Annotated in this window: 19 protein-coding genes, 1 pseudogene and 1 riboswitch; of the genes and pseudogenes, 5 read left to right on the top strand and 15 right to left on the bottom strand. The window is 51.4% G+C overall.

Annotated elements, in window-relative coordinates:
• Positions 1-569 (top strand): annotated as a pseudogene (locus tag Q0L39_RS05970) (hypothetical protein); the annotation flags it as partial.
• 180 nt (positions 570-749) lie between these two features.
• Complete coding sequence (locus Q0L39_RS05965; protein WP_296627527.1) at positions 750-1,757, top strand: C45 family peptidase; 1,008 nt, start codon at positions 750-752, stop codon at positions 1,755-1,757.
• A 159-nt stretch (positions 1,758-1,916) separates the two neighbouring features.
• Here the strand turns inward: Q0L39_RS05965 and Q0L39_RS05960 are convergent, their stop codons facing one another.
• From Q0L39_RS05960 to Q0L39_RS05945, 4 genes are all read right to left on the bottom strand, one after another.
• Positions 1,917-3,014 (bottom strand): hypothetical protein, encoded by a 1,098-nt coding sequence (locus Q0L39_RS05960; protein ID WP_296627525.1) that lies wholly within the window; start codon positions 3,012-3,014, stop codon positions 1,917-1,919.
• Between the two features lie 131 nt (positions 3,015-3,145).
• Entirely contained in the window at positions 3,146-3,784 is a 639-nt protein-coding gene (locus Q0L39_RS05955; RefSeq protein ID WP_296627523.1) for a nucleotidyltransferase family protein, read from the bottom strand.
• Between the two features lie 21 nt (positions 3,785-3,805).
• Positions 3,806-4,243, bottom strand: a complete 438-nt coding sequence (locus tag Q0L39_RS05950; RefSeq protein ID WP_296627522.1) for an ASCH domain-containing protein — start codon at positions 4,241-4,243, stop codon at positions 3,806-3,808.
• A gap of 73 nt (positions 4,244-4,316) precedes the next feature.
• On the bottom strand, positions 4,317-5,672 hold the full coding sequence (locus Q0L39_RS05945; protein WP_296627520.1) for an MATE family efflux transporter: 1,356 nt from the start codon (positions 5,670-5,672) through the stop codon (positions 4,317-4,319).
• A 235-nt stretch (positions 5,673-5,907) separates the two neighbouring features.
• On the opposite strand from Q0L39_RS05945, the gene Q0L39_RS05940 reads away from it, so the two are divergent.
• Entirely contained in the window at positions 5,908-6,513 is a 606-nt protein-coding gene (locus Q0L39_RS05940) for a GNAT family N-acetyltransferase (RefSeq protein WP_296627519.1), read from the top strand.
• A gap of 52 nt (positions 6,514-6,565) precedes the next feature.
• Here the strand turns inward: Q0L39_RS05940 and Q0L39_RS05935 are convergent, their stop codons facing one another.
• The 4 genes from Q0L39_RS05935 to Q0L39_RS05920 all read right to left on the bottom strand — a co-directional run bounded on the left by Q0L39_RS05935 (position 6,566) and on the right by Q0L39_RS05920 (position 9,701).
• Positions 6,566-7,480, bottom strand: a complete 915-nt coding sequence (locus Q0L39_RS05935; protein ID WP_296627517.1) for a SufD family Fe-S cluster assembly protein — start codon at positions 7,478-7,480, stop codon at positions 6,566-6,568.
• A 12-nt stretch (positions 7,481-7,492) separates the two neighbouring features.
• Complete coding sequence (locus tag Q0L39_RS05930; protein WP_296627516.1) at positions 7,493-8,233, bottom strand: ATP-binding cassette domain-containing protein; 741 nt, start codon at positions 8,231-8,233, stop codon at positions 7,493-7,495.
• A 257-nt stretch (positions 8,234-8,490) separates the two neighbouring features.
• A complete protein-coding gene (locus Q0L39_RS05925; RefSeq protein ID WP_296627514.1) occupies positions 8,491-9,066 on the bottom strand; it encodes a folate family ECF transporter S component in 576 nt (191 codons plus the stop codon).
• Between the two features lie 61 nt (positions 9,067-9,127).
• A riboswitch (THF riboswitch) is annotated at positions 9,128-9,233 on the bottom strand.
• 213 nt (positions 9,234-9,446) lie between these two features.
• Positions 9,447-9,701, bottom strand: coding sequence for a hypothetical protein (locus tag Q0L39_RS05920; protein ID WP_296627512.1), 255 nt, complete (start codon positions 9,699-9,701; stop codon positions 9,447-9,449).
• Positions 9,702-9,912: 211 nt separating this feature from the next.
• Here Q0L39_RS05920 and Q0L39_RS05915 point away from each other — a divergent pair, with 211 nt between their 5' ends.
• Both Q0L39_RS05915 and Q0L39_RS05910 read left to right on the top strand, forming a co-directional pair.
• On the top strand, positions 9,913-11,070 hold the full coding sequence (locus tag Q0L39_RS05915; RefSeq protein ID WP_296627511.1) for a DUF362 domain-containing protein: 1,158 nt from the start codon (positions 9,913-9,915) through the stop codon (positions 11,068-11,070).
• A 255-nt stretch (positions 11,071-11,325) separates the two neighbouring features.
• On the top strand, positions 11,326-12,621 hold the full coding sequence (locus tag Q0L39_RS05910; RefSeq protein ID WP_296627509.1) for a hypothetical protein: 1,296 nt from the start codon (positions 11,326-11,328) through the stop codon (positions 12,619-12,621).
• Between the two features lie 40 nt (positions 12,622-12,661).
• On the opposite strand, the gene Q0L39_RS05905 is transcribed toward Q0L39_RS05910, so the two are convergent.
• The 7 genes from Q0L39_RS05905 to Q0L39_RS05875 all read right to left on the bottom strand — a co-directional run bounded on the left by Q0L39_RS05905 (position 12,662) and on the right by Q0L39_RS05875 (position 21,003).
• Entirely contained in the window at positions 12,662-13,348 is a 687-nt protein-coding gene (locus Q0L39_RS05905) for an NAD(P)H-dependent oxidoreductase (protein ID WP_296627508.1), read from the bottom strand.
• Positions 13,349-13,414: 66 nt separating this feature from the next.
• Positions 13,415-14,287, bottom strand: a complete 873-nt coding sequence (locus Q0L39_RS05900) for a type II CAAX endopeptidase family protein (protein WP_296627506.1) — start codon at positions 14,285-14,287, stop codon at positions 13,415-13,417.
• A gap of 157 nt (positions 14,288-14,444) precedes the next feature.
• Positions 14,445-15,800, bottom strand: a complete 1,356-nt coding sequence (locus Q0L39_RS05895) for an NAD(P)H-dependent oxidoreductase (RefSeq protein ID WP_296627505.1) — start codon at positions 15,798-15,800, stop codon at positions 14,445-14,447.
• On the bottom strand, positions 15,797-16,348 hold the full coding sequence (locus Q0L39_RS05890) for a helix-turn-helix transcriptional regulator (protein WP_296627503.1): 552 nt from the start codon (positions 16,346-16,348) through the stop codon (positions 15,797-15,799). Before Q0L39_RS05890 ends, Q0L39_RS05895 begins: the two co-directional genes overlap by 4 nt.
• A gap of 108 nt (positions 16,349-16,456) precedes the next feature.
• Entirely contained in the window at positions 16,457-17,008 is a 552-nt protein-coding gene (locus Q0L39_RS05885) for a manganese catalase family protein (RefSeq protein ID WP_296627530.1), read from the bottom strand.
• Between the two features lie 23 nt (positions 17,009-17,031).
• Complete coding sequence (locus Q0L39_RS05880) at positions 17,032-20,403, bottom strand: DEAD/DEAH box helicase family protein (RefSeq protein ID WP_296627502.1); 3,372 nt, start codon at positions 20,401-20,403, stop codon at positions 17,032-17,034.
• A 15-nt stretch (positions 20,404-20,418) separates the two neighbouring features.
• Positions 20,419-21,003, bottom strand: a complete 585-nt coding sequence (locus Q0L39_RS05875) for an AbiH family protein (RefSeq protein ID WP_296627529.1) — start codon at positions 21,001-21,003, stop codon at positions 20,419-20,421.
• Between the last annotated feature and the right edge of the window lie 97 nt (positions 21,004-21,100).

Below are 21,100 nucleotides of genomic sequence, written 5' to 3'. Positions count from 1 at the left end.
CGGTGTCCCACCTAAGCTACACCGACGCCATCGAACAGCTGATGGACAGCGCCGCCATGGCGCCTTACCTGAGCGACGGCGCCGAGGTAGAGGTGACCGTTGTCTCGGACAATCCGCAGTACAACGAGGAGATGCTCACCGCCATCACTGCCCTGCCCAGCTGTTCCGGTCAGAATGTACACTGTTCCTCCGCTGACACCCAGCTCTCGGAGGAGGCCCATCACGCCGGACTGTCGGTCGGCAAATACCGCGCCTTCCTTGAGCTGCAATCCTACGATCCGCAGGTGACCGTCGAGGAGGTCGAAGGATTGAGCATGCACCAGCTGCACGACTGGATCGACCACGCCTGCAACGGTGAAGCATACGATCCCGCAGATACTGCCCAGGGCAACGGCTACGGAAATGGTCAAGGCTATGGCAACAGCCAAAGCAACGGTCAAGGGAATATGCAGGGTCAAAACGGTCAAAGCGCCGGCAATGCAGCCAACCAAGGCGACAGCTGTGATACTCCAGCCAGCACCTCCCAAGGCAATGGTCAGGGCCACCATGGAAGTCATCATGATGAATAGTTCTTACACAAAACCGAGAGGAAAGCATTTTTCCTCTCGGTTTATTTCTGCTAAACAGCACAGATATAAAATTGTTTTTTGTATTCTTTTACAAATTGACATTAAATTTTTATTCGATTATCATAAATCCAGAGTTGCCGGCAGCTCTTCTTACCCATTTTAAATAAGGAGAGCAATCTTATGATTCATCAACAATTTCAAGGTTCCCACTATCAGATCGGCCTTCAGTATGGCAGCCTGCTGCGCAGACAAGGTCAGTTCCTTCTCGATCATGTTCCCTTCCCTCTCACAGCGGAACGCATCCATTTTGCCGCCCGCTGTCTGCCCATCTGCAAACAATATTTTCCAGAGATTCTTGAGGAGATTGCTGGATTGGCTGACGGACAGGGATGCGCACCCGAACCATTGCAGACTGTTTTGCTGAGCATGTACGCCTTGCCGCCTGCCTGCAGCTGCTCCTGTTTTGCCGTACACAATCAAAATTCCCTGCTGCTTGCTCGAAACAGCGACTTTTTGTCCGCACTGGAGCCATTTAACACCAATGTGATCTACCAGTTCGACGGCGATTCCTTTGATTTTACCGGAAACACCACCGCCTTTTTGGAGATGGAGGACGGAGTCAACCAGCACGGACTGGCCATCGGCCTGACCTCGGTGTATCCGACTCAAATCCAACCTGGGCTCAACGCCGGTTTGCTGCTTCGATGCTGCCTGGAAAAGTGCCGTACCACCAAGGAAGCCATCCAGCTTCTGCAAACGATCCCTATTAGTTCCGCTCAGACACTGACCATCGCCGATCCCTCGGGAGAACTGGCAGTGGTTGAATGCTGCGCCGGTCATCTGGAAATCCTGCGTCCTACTGAAAGGCAGCCGTTTGTCTGTGCAACCAATCGCTTTCATGCCTTTCAGATGCTGCCGCTGAATCACAACGAGATAGATGATTGGAATGCCGAACAACGTTTCCAGACCATGCGTCAGGCACTGGAAAACAAGGCTTCCAGCTTTGATTTGAAGGCTGCCTTCGACCTTCTGTCGGGCAAGGACGGATGGATGTGCCAATATGATCGTTCCACCGGCAAAGATACCGTCTGGTCGGTCGTCTACGATCTGCAGCATGGTCAAATCTGGCGTACGGAGCAAAATCCATCTCGAACCTGCTTTGTGCAGGACAACCGTTTTCCCTTTTAATCCGGCAAAATCGTCCTAAAAACAGATAGGAGAAAGCCAATGTAAATATGCACCCCCAAAGTTAGACACTTTGGGGGTGCATATTAAGTCTACGGAGGGTGGTAGATTTGTCTTATCCATATTGATAGAGCGACAAGGCCATTTTTCTGTCTCTATTTCCTATGCAGGGCTAATCCAGAGAATACGTTCATCCCGCTGGTTTGGCTCAGCGGATTTATGGAAAGCCACAAAGGCTGCTGTTCCGGTTTCAGCATCGATCGTGCAAACAGTGTTCAACACTTCCCTTTCGTCGAGCGATACCGCGTTGGCAGAGGAAAACACAATCGCCTCCTGCTTTATGTTGTAGATACAGATTTCATCCTGAAGGGTCGCGTAGATCAGGTGATTCTCATCAAGCAAGTTGACAAACGATACCCCTATATCGACATCATGGGCGGTTAGGTCTTGGGTGGTGGCATAGTGAAGGACATTTTCGGCGCGATCCAACCACGCAAAAGTGTGCCCGTCAAAGACCATGCCGCCAGGCTCCTTCTCCACTGGCAGCGTAAGACAGACTTCTCTATTCACAAGGTCATAACCATTGATCGCATCATCGGCAAAAAACGCGACAAAGCCCCGGCTTGGAAGCAGCACAGGGGATTGTCCGCTGCAGGCCTCGCAGACAGAAAACGTCTCCTGCCGCTGCAGATCGTATGCCCAGAGCGACATTCCTGCCTTCTGTCCCACCTGCTGGTCAAACTGTGCCCACAGCAAAAAACCGTCGCAGAAAGAAAGGTTCGGGGCAATTTCAATCCCCTCTGGCGCAGTATAGAGCGTCTGGGTCTTCCCAGTTGCTCTGTCCAGGCGCTGCACCCGACTCATACCTTGAGCCACTTCACCCTCCAGGTAGTAATAAGCGTTGTCGTCCAATTGCACCTGTGACCAAGCACGAATCGGCAGTTCCGTATTGGTCTTCGTCTGCATATCATATTCAAATACGTTATAACTGCTGCCCTGTGGCGGCTCGAAAAATACAAATACAGCCTTTTCTTTGTCAAAAGCAGGACTACACAACAAATCTGGGTAGTCCTCCGGCAGCGTGGTAAGCGAAAGAGTAAATCCGCTGTTATTTTCCGGCCTGTCCGCTTGGGTAGCTACCCCAGTAGGAGGTGTCTGCTCCTCCCCGCTCTGGTCCGGGGACACAGCCTGCCGGACAGGCTGTAAGGTACAGCCGTACAGCAACAAAGCAGTCAACATCATCAACAGTATCTTTTTCATCTTCTCACCTTCTCTTTTTTATGGGAGGTTGTCTGCTGCCGAGAATATTTCCTGCGTCAACAGGAAATATCTCCTTTTCACTTTCATTGTAACATCTGCAGCGATTCCCATCAAGAGAATGCGTTCGATTTTTATAATATATTTCTACAGATATTTTCCTGCACAATTCTTTCCAGCTCGAGCAAATCTTCTGGACGGTCGACGTCCGCCATCTCCCAGGGATGCTGTGCAGGAGAAAGCACCAGCTGCTCTGGATGTGCTTTCAGCACCGTCGAACCGGTCTGACCTGGCAGAAGGGCAGCGAGCTGCGGGTAGGAGCTTTTGGGGAAAAAGACCGGATTGCCTTTTTTGCCCGCAAAGCTCAGCGCGACAAAGCATTCCTCTCCGCGCTGCCAGCACTCGACAAAGGTGTCCACCTGCTGTTCGAGCGACGAGGTCAGTTTGAGCGGCTGATCTGCCGCTACGAACAGACAGCCCTCGCTCTGCAAGGAAAGTTCCCTCACTCCGCAGCGGATGGTGCTGTCCTGTTCTCCCTGTTCATCGTCGGTTCGGATACAGCGAAAAGGCGCCGGATACTGCGACACCAGCTCCATCACTTCGGGATGGCAGGTTACGACCAGGATCTCTCCAAAGCGATGGGCAGGCAGTGCGTCCAGTGTATAGCGGATCAGCTCTTTTCCGTCGAGCAGCGCAGTCAGTTTGTTGCCACCAAACCGTCTGCCTTTGCCGCACGCCATGACGATGGCGCTCAGAAACGGCTGTTTGTTCATCTTGCATCCCTCCTTTTTGGTTTATCGGTAGACGACCTCAAATTCCTCACAGACGACCTTGCTGTTCTCATCAAACACCAGTCCCTGTTTTGCAAGTGCTCTGGTGAAAAAGTCCCAGTGAACCTTTCTCCAATACGCAAGGCTGCGGTCGCCTTCTCCTTCCCTGTACGCCTGTACGGCAGATACCTCGCAGAACGGCACGACATACACCTTGCTTGTGCAGATGATGCACACCGCTTCTCCCGCACCATCGAGGATGACGCTGTATTCACCCTCCTTTGGCAGCGGCTCTCCAACCTTTGCATACAGGTCGTACGCCGAAGCAGTAGCGGTCTTTTTGCCCTCCAGCACCAGCTTTGCCAGTTCATCCGCCGAAGCACCAAACGCCCACGCCTCATACCTTTCCGGCGGAGAAGGCTGTCCTGCAATGAATTGTTCCCACAATGTTTCTGCCTGCATGATGGATTCCCCTTTCTCTGATAGAACAATGGCCCTGTCTGCAAACACAGAACAGGGCCATAAACAAACTTTTCTAGTCAATCAGCGTGTGTGCCCACTTTTTGCTTCTAAACCGCAGCAGTGCGAACACCAGCTTGACCCACTCCTCAAAGAAGACCATAGCAGCCACCAGATGCAGCGGCAGGTGCAGCACCAGCACGCCGATGAAGGCCAGCGGTACGCCGATCAGCCAGACGCCCATCAGGTCGAGCATCATGCAAAAGCGGGTATCTCCGCCCGAGCGCAGGATACCACAGAACAGCACATAGGTGAACATCTTTGGCAGCATATAGATGGCATAAACGGTGATGGTGTTTGCCAGCATCACATTGGTAGCGCTGTCAAAGTCGTAGATGCCGATGACCGTGCCTTCCGAGAGGAACAGGCCGACCGACATGATCAGGTTGACCACAAAGGTCATCTTCAAGAAAGTGACCGCGTAAGCATAGGCTTTGTCCTCATTGCGGCGGCCCAGCTCATTGCCGATCATAACGGTGCTGGCGTTGCCGATACCGAAAAACAGCGTCTGGAACAGGTCGTTGATGGTGGAAGCCACCTGAATGACCGCCAGCGCCGAGGCGCCCAGCATACCATAGGCGATGTAGTAAACCGAGTTTCCAAGGCTCCATCCGCCCTCTGAGATGATGACCGGCAGCGAAGTGCCCAGTACCTTGCGCAGCATCGATTTGTCGAAGCTGAACAGTTCCTTCGGACGTCCTGCCAGCGGATGTTCGCTGTTGAGATAGACGTACAGCCACATCAGCAAAAATTCGACCACGCGGGCGGTCAGCGTTGCCAGAGCAGCACCCTGTGCACCCAGTTTTGGCATTCCCAGCTTGCCGAAGATGAGCACATAGTTGAGTCCGAGGTTGATAAACAGCGCCAGCGTGTTGATGATCGTCGGCACCTTGAGCTGATGGATGGCGCGGCAGTTAAAGTTTACGGCAAAGGACATCGCCGTAAAGAAATAGGAGATGGCAACAATGCGCAGATACTGGCTGCCCAGCTCGATAACCCGCGCTTCTCTGGTGAACAGCACCAGAATCTGCGGCGCAAACAAAAGCGCCACCAGCGTAAAGAGCAGCGACATGCCTGCACCCAGCATCACCTCGATACCAAAGGTTCTGCGGATGTTCTTAATGTCGCGCACACCCCAATATTGGGAGACATAGACCGCCGCACCGCTGTAAATACCAAAGCACAGGGTGGAAAAGATGAAATACAGGCGGTTTGCCGTGCCGACTGCTGCCAGCTCATCGACGCCCAGCTTGCCGATCATGATGGTGTCAGCCATGTTCAGACCGATGCTGATGAGGTTCTGGATGACGATAGGGATAGCGATGGTCAGCACAGTTTTGTAGAACGTTTTGTCGCAGTACTTGTTCTGCATGTTTTTCCTTCCTTCCATTACGAATTTTTGATATAATGAAAGAGGGACACGACGAAAGGACAATATCGTCTGTGAACCGTTACCGGCTATCCTCGAGGATGGCCAAAGAAAAATGTCCCTCTGAGTCTACGGCAAAATCTTAAAATTTTGTAAACAGTGCAAGGCTCATTATACCAGATTTCCCCATTGTTTGCAAGCTGCCGTCCTGTTCCACACAAAAGGAGGTATTTCCCTGATGACTTCTGCATCTTCCAAAAACTCACCGACGCTGACGAGCAATCGGCTTATTTTGCGCCGTTTTGTGCCGGAGGACACCGCCGCGCTGCTGCGGCTGCTCCAAGACCCTGAGGTCAACACCTTTCTTCCGTGGTCTCCACTGCAAACGATGGAACAGGCCGCACAGTTTTTGCAGCAGCGATATCTGGACAGCTATTCCCAGCCCGTCGGCTACCGCTACGCCATCTGTCTGAAGGAGGACACAACTCCCATCGGCTATATCAACGTCGGAGAAGCTCCCAGCTACGACCTCGGATATGGTCTTTGCCGCGAATACTGGCATCAGGGCATCGTTTCCGAGGCAGCAGCCTGTTTGCTGCAACACCTGCGTCAGCAGCAGACCATCCCCTATCTCACCGCGACACACGATGTCAACAATCCGCACAGCGGCGACGTCATGAAAAAAATCGGGATGCACTACTGCTATTCCTATCGTGAACAATGGCAGCCCAAAGATATTTCCGTGGTCTTTCGGATGTACCAGTGCAATCTGGATGGAGCATCCCATCCAGTCTATCGGGAATACTGGGACCGCTATCCGCATTGGATCGAAAAGCTCTCCTAAAACAAAAAAACACTCCGACGATGAAGCCCGTCGGAGTGGGTTATATGTTTGCCTATTTTAAGAAGCCTTCGACGATCTTGGCCTCTGCCTCCTCGGAGGTAAGTCCCAGCGTCATCAGCTTGGTCAGCTGCTCGCCGGCGATCTTGCCGATGGCAGCCTCATGGATGAGCGCAGCGTCGATGTCGTTGGCGGTCAGCTCTGGAATTGCGCTGACCACGCCTTTGTCCATGATGATGGCGTCACACTCGGAGTGTCCGGTGCAGCGGGTGTTGCCGTTGATGACCGAGCGGAACAGCTGGCGGGAGGTATCCCTTGCCACCGAACGGGAGATCAGGTCTGCACCCGAATCCTCGCCGTCGAGGTCCACCTGGAAATTGGTCTCTGCATACTGGTCGCCGTGAGTCATGATCTTTTCCTTGATGACCAGCTTGGCTCCCGACTGCAGCACTGCCTTGGATTCACGCTTGGTCGAATCCACGCCCTTGATCTGGACGGTGTCCATCTCCATATAGCTGTCCGGCGCCATCTCGATATAGGTCTGCGGATTGATGATTCGCTTGCCGGTTCCCTCGCCGATGCCGACGTGCTTTTCCTCATAGCGCACCTTGGCATTTCTCTTGACAAAGAAGCGATGGATGCCGTTGTGCTGGGAGTCCTCCTCTCCATCGGTGTGAACGCCGCAGCCAGCAACGATGGTGACGTCGGCATTTTCGCCGACGTAAAAGTCGTTGTACACCAGGTCGTCTACGTTGCTCTTGGTCACGCAGGCTGGAATGTAGATTTTTTCCTTGGTGTTTGGTTTGATGACGATGTCGATACCTGGCTGTCCCACCTTTGGAATGATGTCGACATTTTCGCTGGACTGTCTGGCCTCACAGCCGCCGTCCACACGGATATTAAAAGCACCTTTGATCTCACCGGAAATATCGGTAATCATGCTCAGCAGTCGTTTGGTGATGTCATTCATGCCGGTTCCTCCTTAATACATAGCCCGTCTGCCCGCTACACAGTAACGGCAGTCATCTTTGAGCAGTTCAGGCAATACCTGATCCTTGGTTCCCTTGGCGCTGATTCTTCCGTCCGCCAGCACAATGATCTCGTCGGCGATGTCCAGGATGCGCTCCTGATGGGAGATGATGAGGATCGAGCCCTGAATCTCGGCGCGCATCTTGCGGAAAACGTCGATCAGGTTATTGAAGCTCCACAGGTCGATGCCCGCTTCCGGCTCGTCAAAGATGGAGAGTTTTGTCTTTCTTGCCATGACGGTAGCAATCTCAATGCGCTTGATCTCGCCGCCGGAAAGGCTTGCGTTGACCTCGCGGTCGATGTAGTCCTTGGCGCACAGACCGACCTCCTTGAGGTAGGCGCAGGCTTCGCAGTCGCCGATCTCGTGTCCGGCTGCCAGATTGATCAGATCGCGCACAGTGATACCCTTAAAGCGCACCGGCTGCTGGAAGGCAAAGCTGACGCCGCGTTTGGCGCGCTCGGTGATGTCCAGATTGGTGATGTCCTCGCCGTCGAGCAGAATCTGTCCCTGATCCGGTTTGAGGATGCCGGCGATCATCTTTGCCATGGTAGATTTGCCGCCGCCGTTCGGACCGGTGATGACGATGAACTTGCCGGTCTCGATGGTCAGGTTGACATCCCGCAGAATCTCCTTGGTATTGTTCTGTGCAAACTGGTCCTCTACGCTGAGAGAAATGTTTCTTAATTCGAGCATATTTTCACTCCATATTCTATATTAAAACAAGATGGTACTTTTTAACACATCAAAAATACTCTATTTTGGTCTACTTGTCAAGTTTTTCCGACTTATTTTGCTCTCTTTGGTTAAAATGGAAAAAAGCAGCCACCTTTTAGGTGTATTATGCCCACCTTTTTGGTAGATATTGCTGTACTATTTTTTAAATACAAAAAGGCACAGGAGAAAGCGCTTTTCACCTGTGCCTTTTTGTTATATAAAGGTTTCCTGGGTTTCTAGTGTAATTTTGCCCGCTGGATCACCTTTGCCATAGCGTTGAGCACCACGTACAGCAGGACAATCTCGACCGGCAGCGCAACCGCATTTTTAATCACACGCAGTGTCAGCGAAGCGGTGAACGGCTGGCCGTACAAGAACGAGATCCAGACGGTATTGAGCAGACAGTTTAAAAAGAGGGTAACGGTTGTTTTGGAAGCGATGGCACGCACGATGGTAACACGCTCCTTATAGAAAAAGGCGCCGTACACCATGCCGCCGAGCATCGCGGTCAGCGTAAACCCAAAGAAGAACTGTCCGTCCGGTTTGAGCAGATACTTGACAACATCTCCCACACCTGCTGCAATCGCCGCAGTAAACGGCCCGTAGAGCATTCCAAGCAGCGCCGTGATCAGATAGCCCAGACCGACACGCAGCGATTCTGTGATCTGCACCGAGGCGGTGAACGAGATGACAACACTCATCGCCAACAGCATGGAAACGCCGGTCAAAGTCCGAACCGATTTCAGTTCCTGCGCGGACTGACGGAATTTTGCGGACAGGGAAAGGGATGACTGGGGTGACACAAGGTTCATAACATCATACCTCCTTAATATTTGACGGCTGTACAAACTTGGAGGTATGCTCCTTGTATGTAACAGCGGGATGCGGCGAACAGACCGCAAACCTCTGTGAGAGGTTTTTCGTCCCGACAACAACTCCCCGTTTGCCGAACACTTAACGCCTGTTAGCCTACTCTGCTTATGTCATCTCCATTATAACACAGTTTTTTTGGTTTTCAACCGTTCATTTTTTCACAATTTGTCGGCCTGTACAAAACATTCTCCGATGTTCCTCTTTTTTTGTTCAATCCTTCTTCAAAAACAAGGTCATTTCACACAACTTCTTCACCTGTTTTTTACAAAAACAGAAAAAATCAGTGCCTGAAAGCCAATTTCCCCTCTTTAATTTTGGTCTAAACTCCAAATCGCGTAATCAGCGCAAGCACCATCACAACGATGCCGCCGATGCGCAGCCAGCGCCTCATTTGCTCCTGGTCCACATAGCTGTAACGTTTTGGACAGACAGGATGAACGGCAAACAGCGCACCGTAAATAAACCAGCCAAGATTAGTAAACACTCCCTGACGGGTCACGGTGGACAGCACAAAACAAACGGCAAGAATTGCCAGCCCAAGATACATCTGTGTTCGAAAAGTAAAGCGGTTCATTCTCCTACCTCCTTCTGCTGTTGCCCCAGCGGCAATGATGTTCCTTCTGATTTAAGTATAGCAAACTTCCCTTTTTTACACAATCTGTCCGCCCTGCAAACAGCTTTCGCTCGGATTTGCTTTACTGCGATGAATATGGTATAATAAACATGGTTTTATTTGCACGAGGAAGGAATTTTATCTGTATTGAATGAAGGAGGAAGCATAAAACATGGAGAAATCAAAGGTTTATTTTACCTCTATGAAGGTAAATCCTGGCACCAATCTGCTCAAAAAACTGGACCGTCTGGTCAGAGAAGCAGGAATTGCCAATATTGACTTTGAAAACAAGTATACTGCCATCAAAATTCACTTTGGTGAGTCTGGCAATCTGGCGTATCTGCGCCCAAACTATGCAAAGGTTATCGTCGATGTGGTCAAGGAGCTTGGCGGCAAACCATTCCTGACCGACTGCAACACCCTGTATGTCGGACGCAGAAAGAATGCGCTGGACCATCTGGACACCGCTTATGAAAACGGTTTCAGCCCCTTCTCCACCGGCTGTCACGTCATCATCGCTGACGGTCTGAAGGGCACCGATGAAACACTGGTTCCAATCAACGGCGACTATGTCAAAGAGGCTAAGATCGGTCACGCGATCATGGATGCAGACGTCATCATCTCGCTCAACCACTTCAAAGGCCATGAGTCCACCGGCTTTGGCGGCGCCTTCAAAAACCTGGGCATGGGCTGCGGTTCCCGTGCAGGCAAGATGGAGATGCACAGCAGCGGCAAGCCAAGTGTCAACCAGTCGATGTGCGTATCCTGCGGCGAGTGTGTCAAGAACTGTGCACACGGCGCTATCAGCTTCGTAGACTACAACGGCGAAAACAAGCCTGGCAGCCGTGCAGAGCGCAAGAATGCTAAGAAACGCGCTGTCATCGACCACAACAAGTGTGTTGGCTGCGGACGCTGTGTCGGCGCCTGCCCTGAGGACGCTGTCAAACCGCGCAACGACGAGGCAAACGACATCCTCAACTGCAAGATTGCCGAGTACACCTACGCCATCATCAAGGACAAGCCAAACTTCCACATCAGCCTGGTCATCGACGTATCTCCATACTGCGACTGCCATGCTGAAAACGATATTCCGATCGTTCCTGACATCGGTATGTTTGCTTCGTTCGATCCTGTCGCTCTGGATCAGGCCTGTGCCGACGCTGTCAACCGTCAGCCGGTCATCAGCGGCAGCGTTCTGTCCGAAAAAGAGCATTGCCACCACGACCACTTCACCGACACCCATCCTGACACCAACTGGCAGACCTGCCTGGAACATGCTGTCAAACTGGGCATGGGCAACCGTGAATATGAGCTGATCGAAGTAAAATAATTTTCTGCTTTTGGTCCTTACTGCAAGAGCCGGAAGGGTGCTGTAATACACCCTTCCGGCTCTTTTTTACGGCGGTTTTGCTGTGCATTTTCTCCTGAAAATGCCACAAAATTTGTGCCAATATACAAAGTTGTCGAAAAAAGTCGCAAGAACGTTTGTTCCTTGGTAAAATAAGGAAAAACCCCAAAAAAGGATGTGCTGTTTTTGAAAAAGCTTCTTACAATTTTCATTTTGATTGGAGTCATGATCTTTCCAATGCAAATTCACGCAGATTCCTTTCAGGATCAATGTTCTTCTTCCGAATCGACCCAGCTGAGGGAAACTTATAATCTCATCGTCTCCTCCTATGGATTGCAGGGAACCATCACACCGCCGCTCGATGACCTGAGTGCTCTGTCTGTGTCCGATTATCATCAGCCTGGTGAACTGGTTTACGCCGTCAAAAACATCGACCACGTCCGTGTATCACTCTATCGCTACTTTGCCTCCTTTGCCGTTCGCTATTCGGATGGCACCCTTGCTTACAACACCCTTCCCAATGCTTCCGAACAGTTTGAACTGCTGCCGCTTTGGATCGACCGGACCAATGACAAGGTCTACTGTCAAAGCGACAACCAGTATTATCTGCTGCAATTTGACAAGCTAAAAGGATACAAATTTTCCGATGAGCCGCAGGAACCGGAGCAGGCGCTGTTTCCCTATGGACTGAGCATCCAGGAGTCGTTCGACGGAGCCACCTTCGAGCCAGTTGAGATGGAGATGGTGGACGTCGCCAAGTTTACCCGCGATGACGGCAAGGTCATTTTCCAAGAAGTTTTTGAAGCAGACCTGTCCACCAGCTGCCGCTACCTGAAAATCCAGATAGAACAGTTTCCCACCATAGAATATATCGACATCAGCGGAATCAGCGGTGTCAACGAAATCGACGTTTCGGATGCAACCATGGTGGCAGATGTCACCTGCACCGGACCACAGCACGACCAGTATCCTGACGGCGGCGCCGGTTTGCCGGAAGGCATCACCGAGGAAACTGATGAGGAGGAAGAGACAAAGCAGGAGAAATCGTCGTCCAGTTCGTCGAGCAGCTCCACCAAATCCTCCGCTGCCGGCAGCGAGGAAACGACCACCATCGAGCGCTCCTCCTCTTCCGAAACCACCACCACCGATTCCAACAACACCAGCACCTCGACCAGCTACACCACCAACCAGTATTACTTTATCCTCTCCGATGAAAACAGTGAGGTGATGCAGGAGGTGTTTGAGCAAATGGGCATCGAGAATATTACCAAGGAGGACTCCGATACTGCGGAGGACACTTCGGACGGCGACGAACAGGATACCGTCGTTTCGGTGTCCAGCGATGTCACAGCCGCTGCTGTCTCTGGACAAACCCAGACCTTATACAGTGATGCTCAAAACGGGAACAATTCCTCCAACGACATTCTGCTGTATTATATTATCTTTGGCATTTCGCTGCTGATTGTCCTGCGGGTTATCAGCTTGGTTCGGATGCCGCGCCGCCGTCCTTCCGATCAGGAGGATGACCTGTAAAACACGAGCCGGTCGCTCTGGACCGGCTCGTGTTTTGTTGTTATTCTTTCCAGGGGCGCTTTTTTCCGTTCCATCCCTGCTGCTGCCAATAAAGGCGATCGTTTTCTGTCAGTCCCTGCATTCTGCGCATCACCTCAAAGAACAGTCTGGTTTTCAGTCCAGGCTGAACTTTGCCGTAGTTCCGAAGAATCTTCTTTGCAAGCGCTGTGGTCTCTCGGTCTGCCTGTGCCTTGACCGTTTCGCTGACGAGGTCGTAGCTAACCTGCTTGACGCGGATGCCGCAGGTATACACCTTTCCTACACCCCAGAAAAACAGGCTGTCTGCAATGTCCTTGTTTGTGTGGCTCATGCCGGCGCCTGCCGCCGTGGAGACGCAGACCGCCTGTTTGTGAAACATCGAAGCCTCCGGCCTGTGAACCATCCAGCGATAGCCGAAGTGATCCAGAAACGCCTTCATCGCGCCGGTGACGTGGTAGACATAGACCGGACTTGCAAAAATCAGCACATCTGCCTCATCCATCGCCTGCCTGATGGGCAGCAGCTTTTGATAGTGCGGGCACAGCGTCTCCGACTTGAGAAAGCAGCTGTTGCATCCCACGCAGAACTCGCCAAAGTCCCTCGGCAGAAAAAACTCGGTGATCTCTCCGCCCAGCTTTTGAGCCAGCATGCGCGCAATATGATAGGTAGAACCCTTGTGGTTCTGTCCGTAAATTACGGTTATTTTCATCCAAAACACCTCTGTGTCCAGTGTATTGTTTTTGGGTTCATCTTAGACCTGCGTCTGCCCTTTTTTCTAGCGGAGGAACACGAAGGTAAAAAATACCCACACCGCCAAAATGGCGACTGTGACCACGCCGGTCACCCGTTCCGTGCCGGTCTGCCACAGTGCAGATTTCTGCCGCAGGAGCGTCGGAAGTCCGGCAAGTCCCAGCGAAACGACGGCAAGCAGCAAGGCAAGCACTCCTTTGCCGATGGCAGGCAGAGCGAGCAGTACAGCAAAGAAGCCGGTCAACATCGAATCCTCCCGCTGCGCTGCCATGGTCAGCAACACCGGAAACGAATTGACCAGAAAGTGCAGCAGCAAGGAAGGCAGCAGCGAGCCTGCCTCCTCCAAAAGCAAGGCGCTGCACAGTCCCAGCAGCAGCGAAGAAAACAGGTGCTCCAGTTGAAAGTGCATCATTGCAAAATACAGCGCACTGGTGAGCGCTGCAATTCCAATTCCTGTTTTCTCCCGAAAGAGCCGATAAAACACGCCTCGAAAAACATACTCCTCTCCCAAAGCAGGCACCACGGCGAGGAGCAGCACAGAAAAGAGCATCGAGCTGCCCGACAGCGTCTGTGATACTACGTCGCCGCCATCCACCTGCGCCACGGGCAGCATCGCCTGAAACAGGAGCTTGGACAGCAGCAGCGCGACTGCACACAGCAAGGTACGAATCCACACCGAAGCCGAAACCTTGCCAAAGGAAAAGGTGCGGCGAATCGGATAGCCGCTTTGGTGCAGTGCAAACCACACCACTCCCAGCATTACAGCGGTGTTTGCAAGGGTGGGCGGAATCACCAACCTGCCAAAGGCAGCAAAGGAAAACAGGGTGAACAAAAGCTGACACGGCAGATACCCTGCAAGCAGCGTCAGATACAAAAGATTCAGATGCTTTATTTTCATGGATTCACTCCCTTTCGTTTTCCTCATCATAACACTGCTCTTACCATAGTACAAGCGTCATAAATTGATTTTGGAAACATGGAGGAAAAATACTGAAAAATTAGGGCATCTTTTCCGGTTTCCCCAGCTGCAGCGTTTCTCCCTTCCAGGAGCTGTCCTATTTCCTATTGTTTTTCGCCTGCTCCACTACCTTCTGATACGGTCCGATGATGTACTGGTTCATCTGGCCCTTCATCTTTTTCTGTACCGATGGGATTGCAACCAACGAGCCCACCAGCTTCATCTGCAGAATGCGCTTTTTCTGTTTCTGCGGGAAGTCATAGATGCCGTGCTCCTTATAGAATTTGTGGTCGGCCTTCATCAGTCCCTGCATGACATAGATGAGATCGCGGAAAATCTTCATGCCGCCGACGCCATAAAAATTGGCGGGACGGGTGAGCTTTTTGTTCATCGCAAAGGTAAGATTCTCCGCCAGCGACCGGATATTTTCGGTGGTGTTTTGCTCATCGGTGGCGACGCCGCACAGGTAGTTGCCGCCGACTTCGCTGCGTCCTTCCACAATCATCCGCAAATTGCTCTCGTAGCGGTAGTCGCCGCTGATGAGGTAGGCAATCGGTGTGCCGTGGGTGACGGTGCGATGACCGTTGCAGAACTGCCGGTCGTCAAAGCATTTGAAGCTGGAATGGGTATAGTGGTCGGAGATGGTGAAGGCGTAGACAAAGCCGTCCGCTGTCTGGATGGTATTGCGCAAAAATTCGTCGAACCCGTCCTTGTAGACGCACTTGCCGGTGATGGCACAGCCAAAGCAGCCCAGACAGCCGCCGTCAAAGGCAAATTCGCGCAGATTGACCACTCTGCTCTCATATGGCAGCGCGGCACGAAAATCGGAAATCATGTTCCGCAGATTTTCGTCCTCCGGTGCAGCGTTGGTGACAATCACCACATCCTTCTTTCGCGTCTTTGCAACCGAGGTCAGGACTGGCTGATACACCGTCTTTTCCCGTACCGGCGCCTTGGCGGGCTCAGTGACAAACAGTCCGTGTTTGCAGGAGAACATCAGCTGGTCAAAGTACATCCGCGCCTCCTTCCGGCCCTGTTCGGTGAGCAGGTCGTCCATATCTGCGGAAAGCCCGCGCACCACCTTCATGCCCAGATCAAAGCAGTTTTCCTCCACATAGCGATGGGCGGTCACATCGTAAAAATGCTTGGAGGTGGTGATCTGGGAGGCAAACTTGCCGGACAGATCGACGCCGTCCGCCTTGATGAGTTCGATCAGACGGTGCAGCTGGTACGGCGCAATAAAGGTGTAGACCGGATAACAGAACAAAATCAGGTCGGCCTGTTCCAGCGCCTTGCGCACCGGAGAAAAATCCTTTTCATAGCTTTTGATCCGCTGTCCCACCGGCAGAAAGCTGAATGTATGTTCTGGATGCAGCGCCTGCAAATAGAGCGCTGTGTGGACGGTGGTCGAGTTTTTTCCCTTTGGACTTGCGTTTAAAACCAAAATATTCATTGTTGTTCCTCCAATTCACAAAGCAGACGGTTGTACCAATCCAGTTCAAACTGAGCGGCGGCGATGCCGTACTCGATGGTGTACCCTTGAAAGCGGAAGATCTCCTCCCAGTTCTGTCCAGGCGGCAGTGTTCCCTGCTGGATTTGCGCAAAACGTTCCCGAATCGCACACAAAATCGCTTTGGTATTCTCCATCTGACGGAGATAATCGCGGATTGCCTCGATGCGCTCCTCCGGTTTTGCCAGTCCCAGAAAAAATAGGTGGGACAGCTCCATGTTTTTCACCTTGTCCGCTCGCATCGGTTGGGCAGCCCATTCGGAAAACACCGCCTGTCCCTCTTGCGTGATGGAGAAGATTTTCTTGCGCCGTCTGCCCTCCATCGTCATATCCGCGCGAATCTTTCCCTCTTTTGTGAGCTTTATCAGTGCTGTCTGCACGCTGCCCGCACTGTGGGAACAGATGAGCGAAAGATTGTTTTTGATGAACTGCTGCAATTCATAGCCGGTCATCGGCGAGAGGGTCAGCAGTCCCAAAATCAGGTATTCCATGTGCACCTCCCAATATTTCTATTAGAGATATTGTAATTATAAAAGAAAGCGGCGCCTCCGTTAAGGGAGGCGCCGCTTTCTTTTATAACTTGCACCGAACAAAACTGCTTATTTTTTTGTCTGAGGTTTGGCCGGTACGCCGTCAAAGGACGGATTGAAAGCATAGAAGTTTTTGCTGTCCAGCTGCTCCTGCGCGATACGAAGCATCTCGCCAAAGCGCTGGAAATGCACGATCTCACGCTCGCGCAAAAAGCGGATCGGATCGAGAATATCAGGGTCATCGACCAGACGCAGGATATTGTCGTAGGTCACGCGAGCTTTTTGTTCTGCTGCCAAATCCTCCACCAAATCGCAGACGATATCGCCGGTAGACTGCAGCGTCGATGCCGAGAACGGAACGCCGCTGGCTGCCTGCGGATAGATACCGGTGGTGTGGTCGACAAAGTAGGCATCCAGGCCGCCCTCCTTGATCTGATCGACGGTCAGATTGCGGGTCAGCTGATACAGAATGGTGCTGACCAACTCGATATGTGCGAGTTCCTCGGTACCGACATCGGTCAGACCGGCGCGCACCTGTCCCCATGGCGCTGTATATCGCTGGCTGAGATAACGGGTGGCAGCACCCAGCTCACCATCGGGGCCTCCAAGTGGCAATAAGATATAAAAATTCTATCGTATTCTCACTACGCAGTTACATTCTCCGCATTGCTCTTGACCGAATGGATCACCTGCAAAAGCTGTTCTCGCTGCGCGTTGTTGAACAGCTTCAGGAAGGAAACCGGCTTGTCAAACGGCGGCTTTTGCAGCGCTGTCACACTTTCCATGTAGCCGTTTTGCTCGACATAGTGGATCACCTTGTGGACAAACGCGATCTGCGACTGGGTCAGCGATTGGTCGTTGATAAACTGAGAAAAAGCCTGCATTGCTGCGTCGTGATCGAGTTTTGCAATCTTTCGGATCAGCAAGCCAAACGGTGTATCTCCAAATTCCCGCCGGTAGTCCTCGCGGCTTCCCAGCTCCACCGTCAGGATATGCTCCAGTTCGCGGTAGTCCACCTCGGTCAGCGGCAGGTTGTGTTTGAGTTTATGAATCACAAGCTGATTTCCGTGCTCTTCGACATAGCGGTTGACCTTCTGGCGGTAATCCTCAAAATCATATGCCTGGTCAAGCAGCACACCCTCCTGCTGCTCCATTACCGGATCGCTGAGGCTGGTGGTGATCGTCCTTTTATTTTCTCCCTCCACCAGGATAGAGATAATGCTCCGCAGCTCCCGACGCACCCGTTCAAACAGCAGAATATCGTTTGCCTCCCAGAAGGTTTCGCTGCCAATCTCTCGAATGAGTGAAATTTTCTCCTTTACCTTCGGGACGTTTGCCTTTTTCTCAAGCAGGGCAGCCATGTTTTGCAGTTGCTTTTTCGCTGAGCGAAAAGAGGGCATCTGTTCCATGTGGGAAAGAATCAAGCCATACATAAAGTTGTCAAATCGCTTTGCATATTCATCCGGGTCCTGGGAGCGGACAATCGGAGCAATCTTTCCAATCAGCTCTCCTTTATCCCCTTCTCCAATGCATTCAAGTGCATCGGGCTTTTGGAATTTTTCTACAAATTGCCGCTGCAAGCGCACCTCAATCAGTTCCGGATTGAGCGCGCAGATCTGTTCGCGACAGGTGTTCACCAGCTCTGCCCTCCACTGCTGGTATTGTGCGTCACTGTATGCGTAGTCCTGCAGGTTCATCGCAATGCGGATGCGCTTGCTAAAGATGTTCTCGGTCAGACTCTTGGTTTCCCTGGCTTCATAACCATTCTGTTTTTGCCGGAAATACTCAAAGTTTCCGCAGTAGTCAAAGATCAGAAAACGCCGTTTGTCAGTGTACTCCCCATCGATCTGGTCGATGCAGCTCAATCCCTTGCACAAGCGGGTTCCCCTGCCAATCATCTGCCAGAATTTTGCTTTGGAGCGCACCTTTTTAAAGAACACCAAGTTGACACACTCCGGAGCGTCAATTCCGGTGTCCATCATATCAACCGAGAAGGCAATGTGCGGTTCCTTTTCCGCTACCTTAAAATCATCAATCACTCGCTGCGCATAGGAGTCCTCGCAGATGACCCGCTGTGCAAAGCTGCTATACTGAGGATAGAGTTTGTAGAAGCGTTCCAGGATAAACTGCGCGTGACGCTTGTTCTGCGCAAAGATGATGGTTTTACCCAAACGATCTCCACCCGCTACCTTGATGCCGCGCTCCATCAGATCCTGAAGGACGGTGTCCACCGTTGCCTCGTTAAACACAAACTGATTGAGCTGTGCCGATGGAATAAAGTCCGGCAGACCGCCGTCATCTTCGACAAAGTCCTCCTCATAGCGTTCCTTGTCGGCGTCGGACAGTTCGTCATAGGTGATGCCTTCCTCAAGAAATTTGGTCTTGACTTCGTAGTTGTAGTAGGGTACCAGCACATGGTCCTGGTAAACTGCGGTTTCATAGTCGTAGGCGTAGGTCGGGATATCATGTGGCATCTCAAAAAAGTCATAGGTATTGCGGTCAACGTCTGTCTTTGGGGTTGCTGTCAGTCCGACCAGCACTGCGTCAAAGTATTCAAAGATGGCGCGGTACTTTTTAAAGATGCTGCGGTGGCTCTCATCAATGATAATCAGGTCAAAGTGAGCCGGCGTGAACAGCCGCTGTCCTTCCACCGTCTTGGTGTCGTCGATGGCGTTGAGGATGGTCGGATAGGTCGAAAAGACGATGCGGGCGTTGCGATCGTCCTTATTGGTGCAGAGGTTGCACAGCGACATCTCGGGCAGGTAGTCCTTGAAGCCGTCCTTTGCCTGCTTGACCAGTGCGGTGCGGTCGGCAAGGAAAAGGATGTTGGTCACCCACTTGCCGCGGCTGAGCACATCGACCAGGCTGGCAGCGGTGCGGGTCTTGCCGGTGCCGGTCGCCATGACCAGCAGATGCTTGCGGAAACCCTGCTGTGTCTTTTCACAGACAGCGCGAATGGCCTCCTTCTGATAATAGCGGTCGGTGATGCGGTCATCGACCGGAATGTTCATCAAATCGAGCTTTTCGGTGCGGCGGTTCATCAGCTTCTGCAGGTCGTCCTTGCTGAAAATGGCGCTGACCTTGCGCTGTGCGCCGGACAGCTCGTCCTGAAAATAGGTTTCAAAGCCGTTGGTGGTGAAGATCATCGGCCGGCGACCGAATTTGTGTTCCAGACAGTCGGCATAGAGGGACGCCTGCTTGTAACCAGTGTTGGGGTCTCGGCTGGTGCGCTTTGCCTCCACGACGGCAAGCGGCATCCCGTCCTTGCCAAACAGGACATAGTCGCAGTAGCCCATCTGTCCAGGGATTCCCGCCATGCCTTCGACTGGGTACTCCTCGAACACGTCAGCATCGGCGCCGTCAAACTTCCAGCCCATCTGCTTCATGTCCACATCAATATAAATCTTTCTGGTCTTATATTCCGAAAGATCCTCCGGCTCAAAGGTGCGTTTTTGTTTGTGCTCTTCCTTCTTTGCCGTATACTGTGCCGACATCTGCTCAATCTGTCTGCGCAGTGCCTCGATCTCAGCGTCCTTTTTGCTCAGCAGGCTCTCCTGTTCCTTGAGTTTTTTAGTATCGATTATCACCTTTTCGGTCGGGATCAGCGCTTCATCAAAGGTGCGCTCGACATAATCTTCCCCATAGCAATAGTCAATCCACTGGACAAATTCGAACAGGCTGCGCAGCGATACCAACGCATCACACTTCTGCACGCTGCGTTCGGTATGTACGGCAAGGTTTCCTAGCTTGATGATAAACGGGATTTTCCCCCAGGTATCGTAGTCCACCGCAAAGCGGAAGGAAGGTTCGTGAATCAGCGATTGCAGGTTGTCCTTATAGGGCATCTGCATGGTGTTATCTGCCGAGTAGACCCACTTCACCGCCAGTTCCAGCGCCTTGCGGCAACCCACCGCACACATCGCCGGAGCAGAAGCATAGATTGTTTCGGCTTCGATGCAGGCAGAGGCAAAGAGGGTATATTCGGGTTTGGATTGGAGGAAAGAGAAGTTGGTCATAGGTGGTCACCTCACTTATACGGTAACTAACTCTTTTTCTTTACTACCATTCGTAAGAAAATTTAACTTCATATATTCAGTATCCGTTACAATATGTACTCGATCACTATGCTCTTCTGGAATCTCAAATTTTGTTGTTATAAAATCTTTTTGTTCATCTTCTCTATCTAACGATTGATTTCTAAACCTTTTGTTTGTAGCTTCAGAATAATATGGCACGTACACTAAGTGTACATTTTTATTTGCAGAAAATAACCTTTTCACCGTTTCAACCCAAAAGCTATCGCTTTCACCCATACTCCATCCAAAAATAACAATAATTCGACTTTGTTCTAAAATCGAAACCAACTCATTAGTTATGTTTGAATAGCGACTATTAATATAAACTTTATCTATTAGATTCTTAAGTTTTCTTATATCACTACAAGGAATATCCTTATACAGTTCCTCATTATCAAGCCCTAATATGATTCCATTGTATAATGTACTGTGTATGTGTCTGGGAGATGTGTATTTATAAACATAAGTGCTGTTTTTGGGTATTAGGTCACTCATGGAGGATAAACATCTTTCTAAAGTATCTGTATAATTAAACGTAATAAAATTACAGATAACATTTTTGAAGTGACCCCCAAAAGTTAGACAATATTTGAAAGTAAAAATTGTTTAAGCAACCGAAAGGGCTTGTTGTCTGTGA

This window comes from uncultured Negativibacillus sp. (assembly GCF_944388365.1).
Lineage (GTDB): Bacteria > Bacillota > Clostridia > Oscillospirales > Ruminococcaceae > Negativibacillus.
Note: the sequence above shows the minus strand (reverse complement) of the source record. Positions and strands in the feature narration are given on the sequence as shown.

What these genes read in the sequence shown, in the direction of transcription:
- Q0L39_RS05930 (WP_296627516.1), bottom strand. Translation starts at nt 8,233, where the DNA reads ATGCTCGAATTAAGAAACATTTCTCTCAGCGTAGAGGACCAGTTTGCA.
- Q0L39_RS05935 (WP_296627517.1), bottom strand. Translation starts at nt 7,480, where the DNA reads ATGAATGACATCACCAAACGACTGCTGAGCATGATTACCGATATTTCC.
- Q0L39_RS05920 (WP_296627512.1), bottom strand. Translation starts at nt 9,701, where the DNA reads ATGAACCGCTTTACTTTTCGAACACAGATGTATCTTGGGCTGGCAATT.
- Q0L39_RS05905 (WP_296627508.1), bottom strand. Translation starts at nt 13,348, where the DNA reads ATGAAAATAACCGTAATTTACGGACAGAACCACAAGGGTTCTACCTAT.
- Q0L39_RS05940 (WP_296627519.1), top strand. Translation starts at nt 5,908, where the DNA reads ATGACTTCTGCATCTTCCAAAAACTCACCGACGCTGACGAGCAATCGG.
- Q0L39_RS05890 (WP_296627503.1), bottom strand. Translation starts at nt 16,348, where the DNA reads ATGGAATACCTGATTTTGGGACTGCTGACCCTCTCGCCGATGACCGGC.
- Q0L39_RS05910 (WP_296627509.1), top strand. Translation starts at nt 11,326, where the DNA reads ATGCAAATTCACGCAGATTCCTTTCAGGATCAATGTTCTTCTTCCGAA.
- Q0L39_RS05895 (WP_296627505.1), bottom strand. Translation starts at nt 15,800, where the DNA reads ATGAATATTTTGGTTTTAAACGCAAGTCCAAAGGGAAAAAACTCGACC.
- Q0L39_RS05955 (WP_296627523.1), bottom strand. Translation starts at nt 3,784, where the DNA reads ATGAACAAACAGCCGTTTCTGAGCGCCATCGTCATGGCGTGCGGCAAA.
- Q0L39_RS05945 (WP_296627520.1), bottom strand. Translation starts at nt 5,672, where the DNA reads ATGCAGAACAAGTACTGCGACAAAACGTTCTACAAAACTGTGCTGACC.
- Q0L39_RS05915 (WP_296627511.1), top strand. Translation starts at nt 9,913, where the DNA reads ATGGAGAAATCAAAGGTTTATTTTACCTCTATGAAGGTAAATCCTGGC.
- Q0L39_RS05950 (WP_296627522.1), bottom strand. Translation starts at nt 4,243, where the DNA reads ATGCAGGCAGAAACATTGTGGGAACAATTCATTGCAGGACAGCCTTCT.
- Q0L39_RS05900 (WP_296627506.1), bottom strand. Translation starts at nt 14,287, where the DNA reads ATGAAAATAAAGCATCTGAATCTTTTGTATCTGACGCTGCTTGCAGGG.
- Q0L39_RS05880 (WP_296627502.1), bottom strand. Translation starts at nt 20,403, where the DNA reads ATGACCAACTTCTCTTTCCTCCAATCCAAACCCGAATATACCCTCTTT.
- Q0L39_RS05965 (WP_296627527.1), top strand. Translation starts at nt 750, where the DNA reads ATGATTCATCAACAATTTCAAGGTTCCCACTATCAGATCGGCCTTCAG.
- Q0L39_RS05925 (WP_296627514.1), bottom strand. Translation starts at nt 9,066, where the DNA reads ATGAACCTTGTGTCACCCCAGTCATCCCTTTCCCTGTCCGCAAAATTC.
- Q0L39_RS05960 (WP_296627525.1), bottom strand. Translation starts at nt 3,014, where the DNA reads ATGAAAAAGATACTGTTGATGATGTTGACTGCTTTGTTGCTGTACGGC.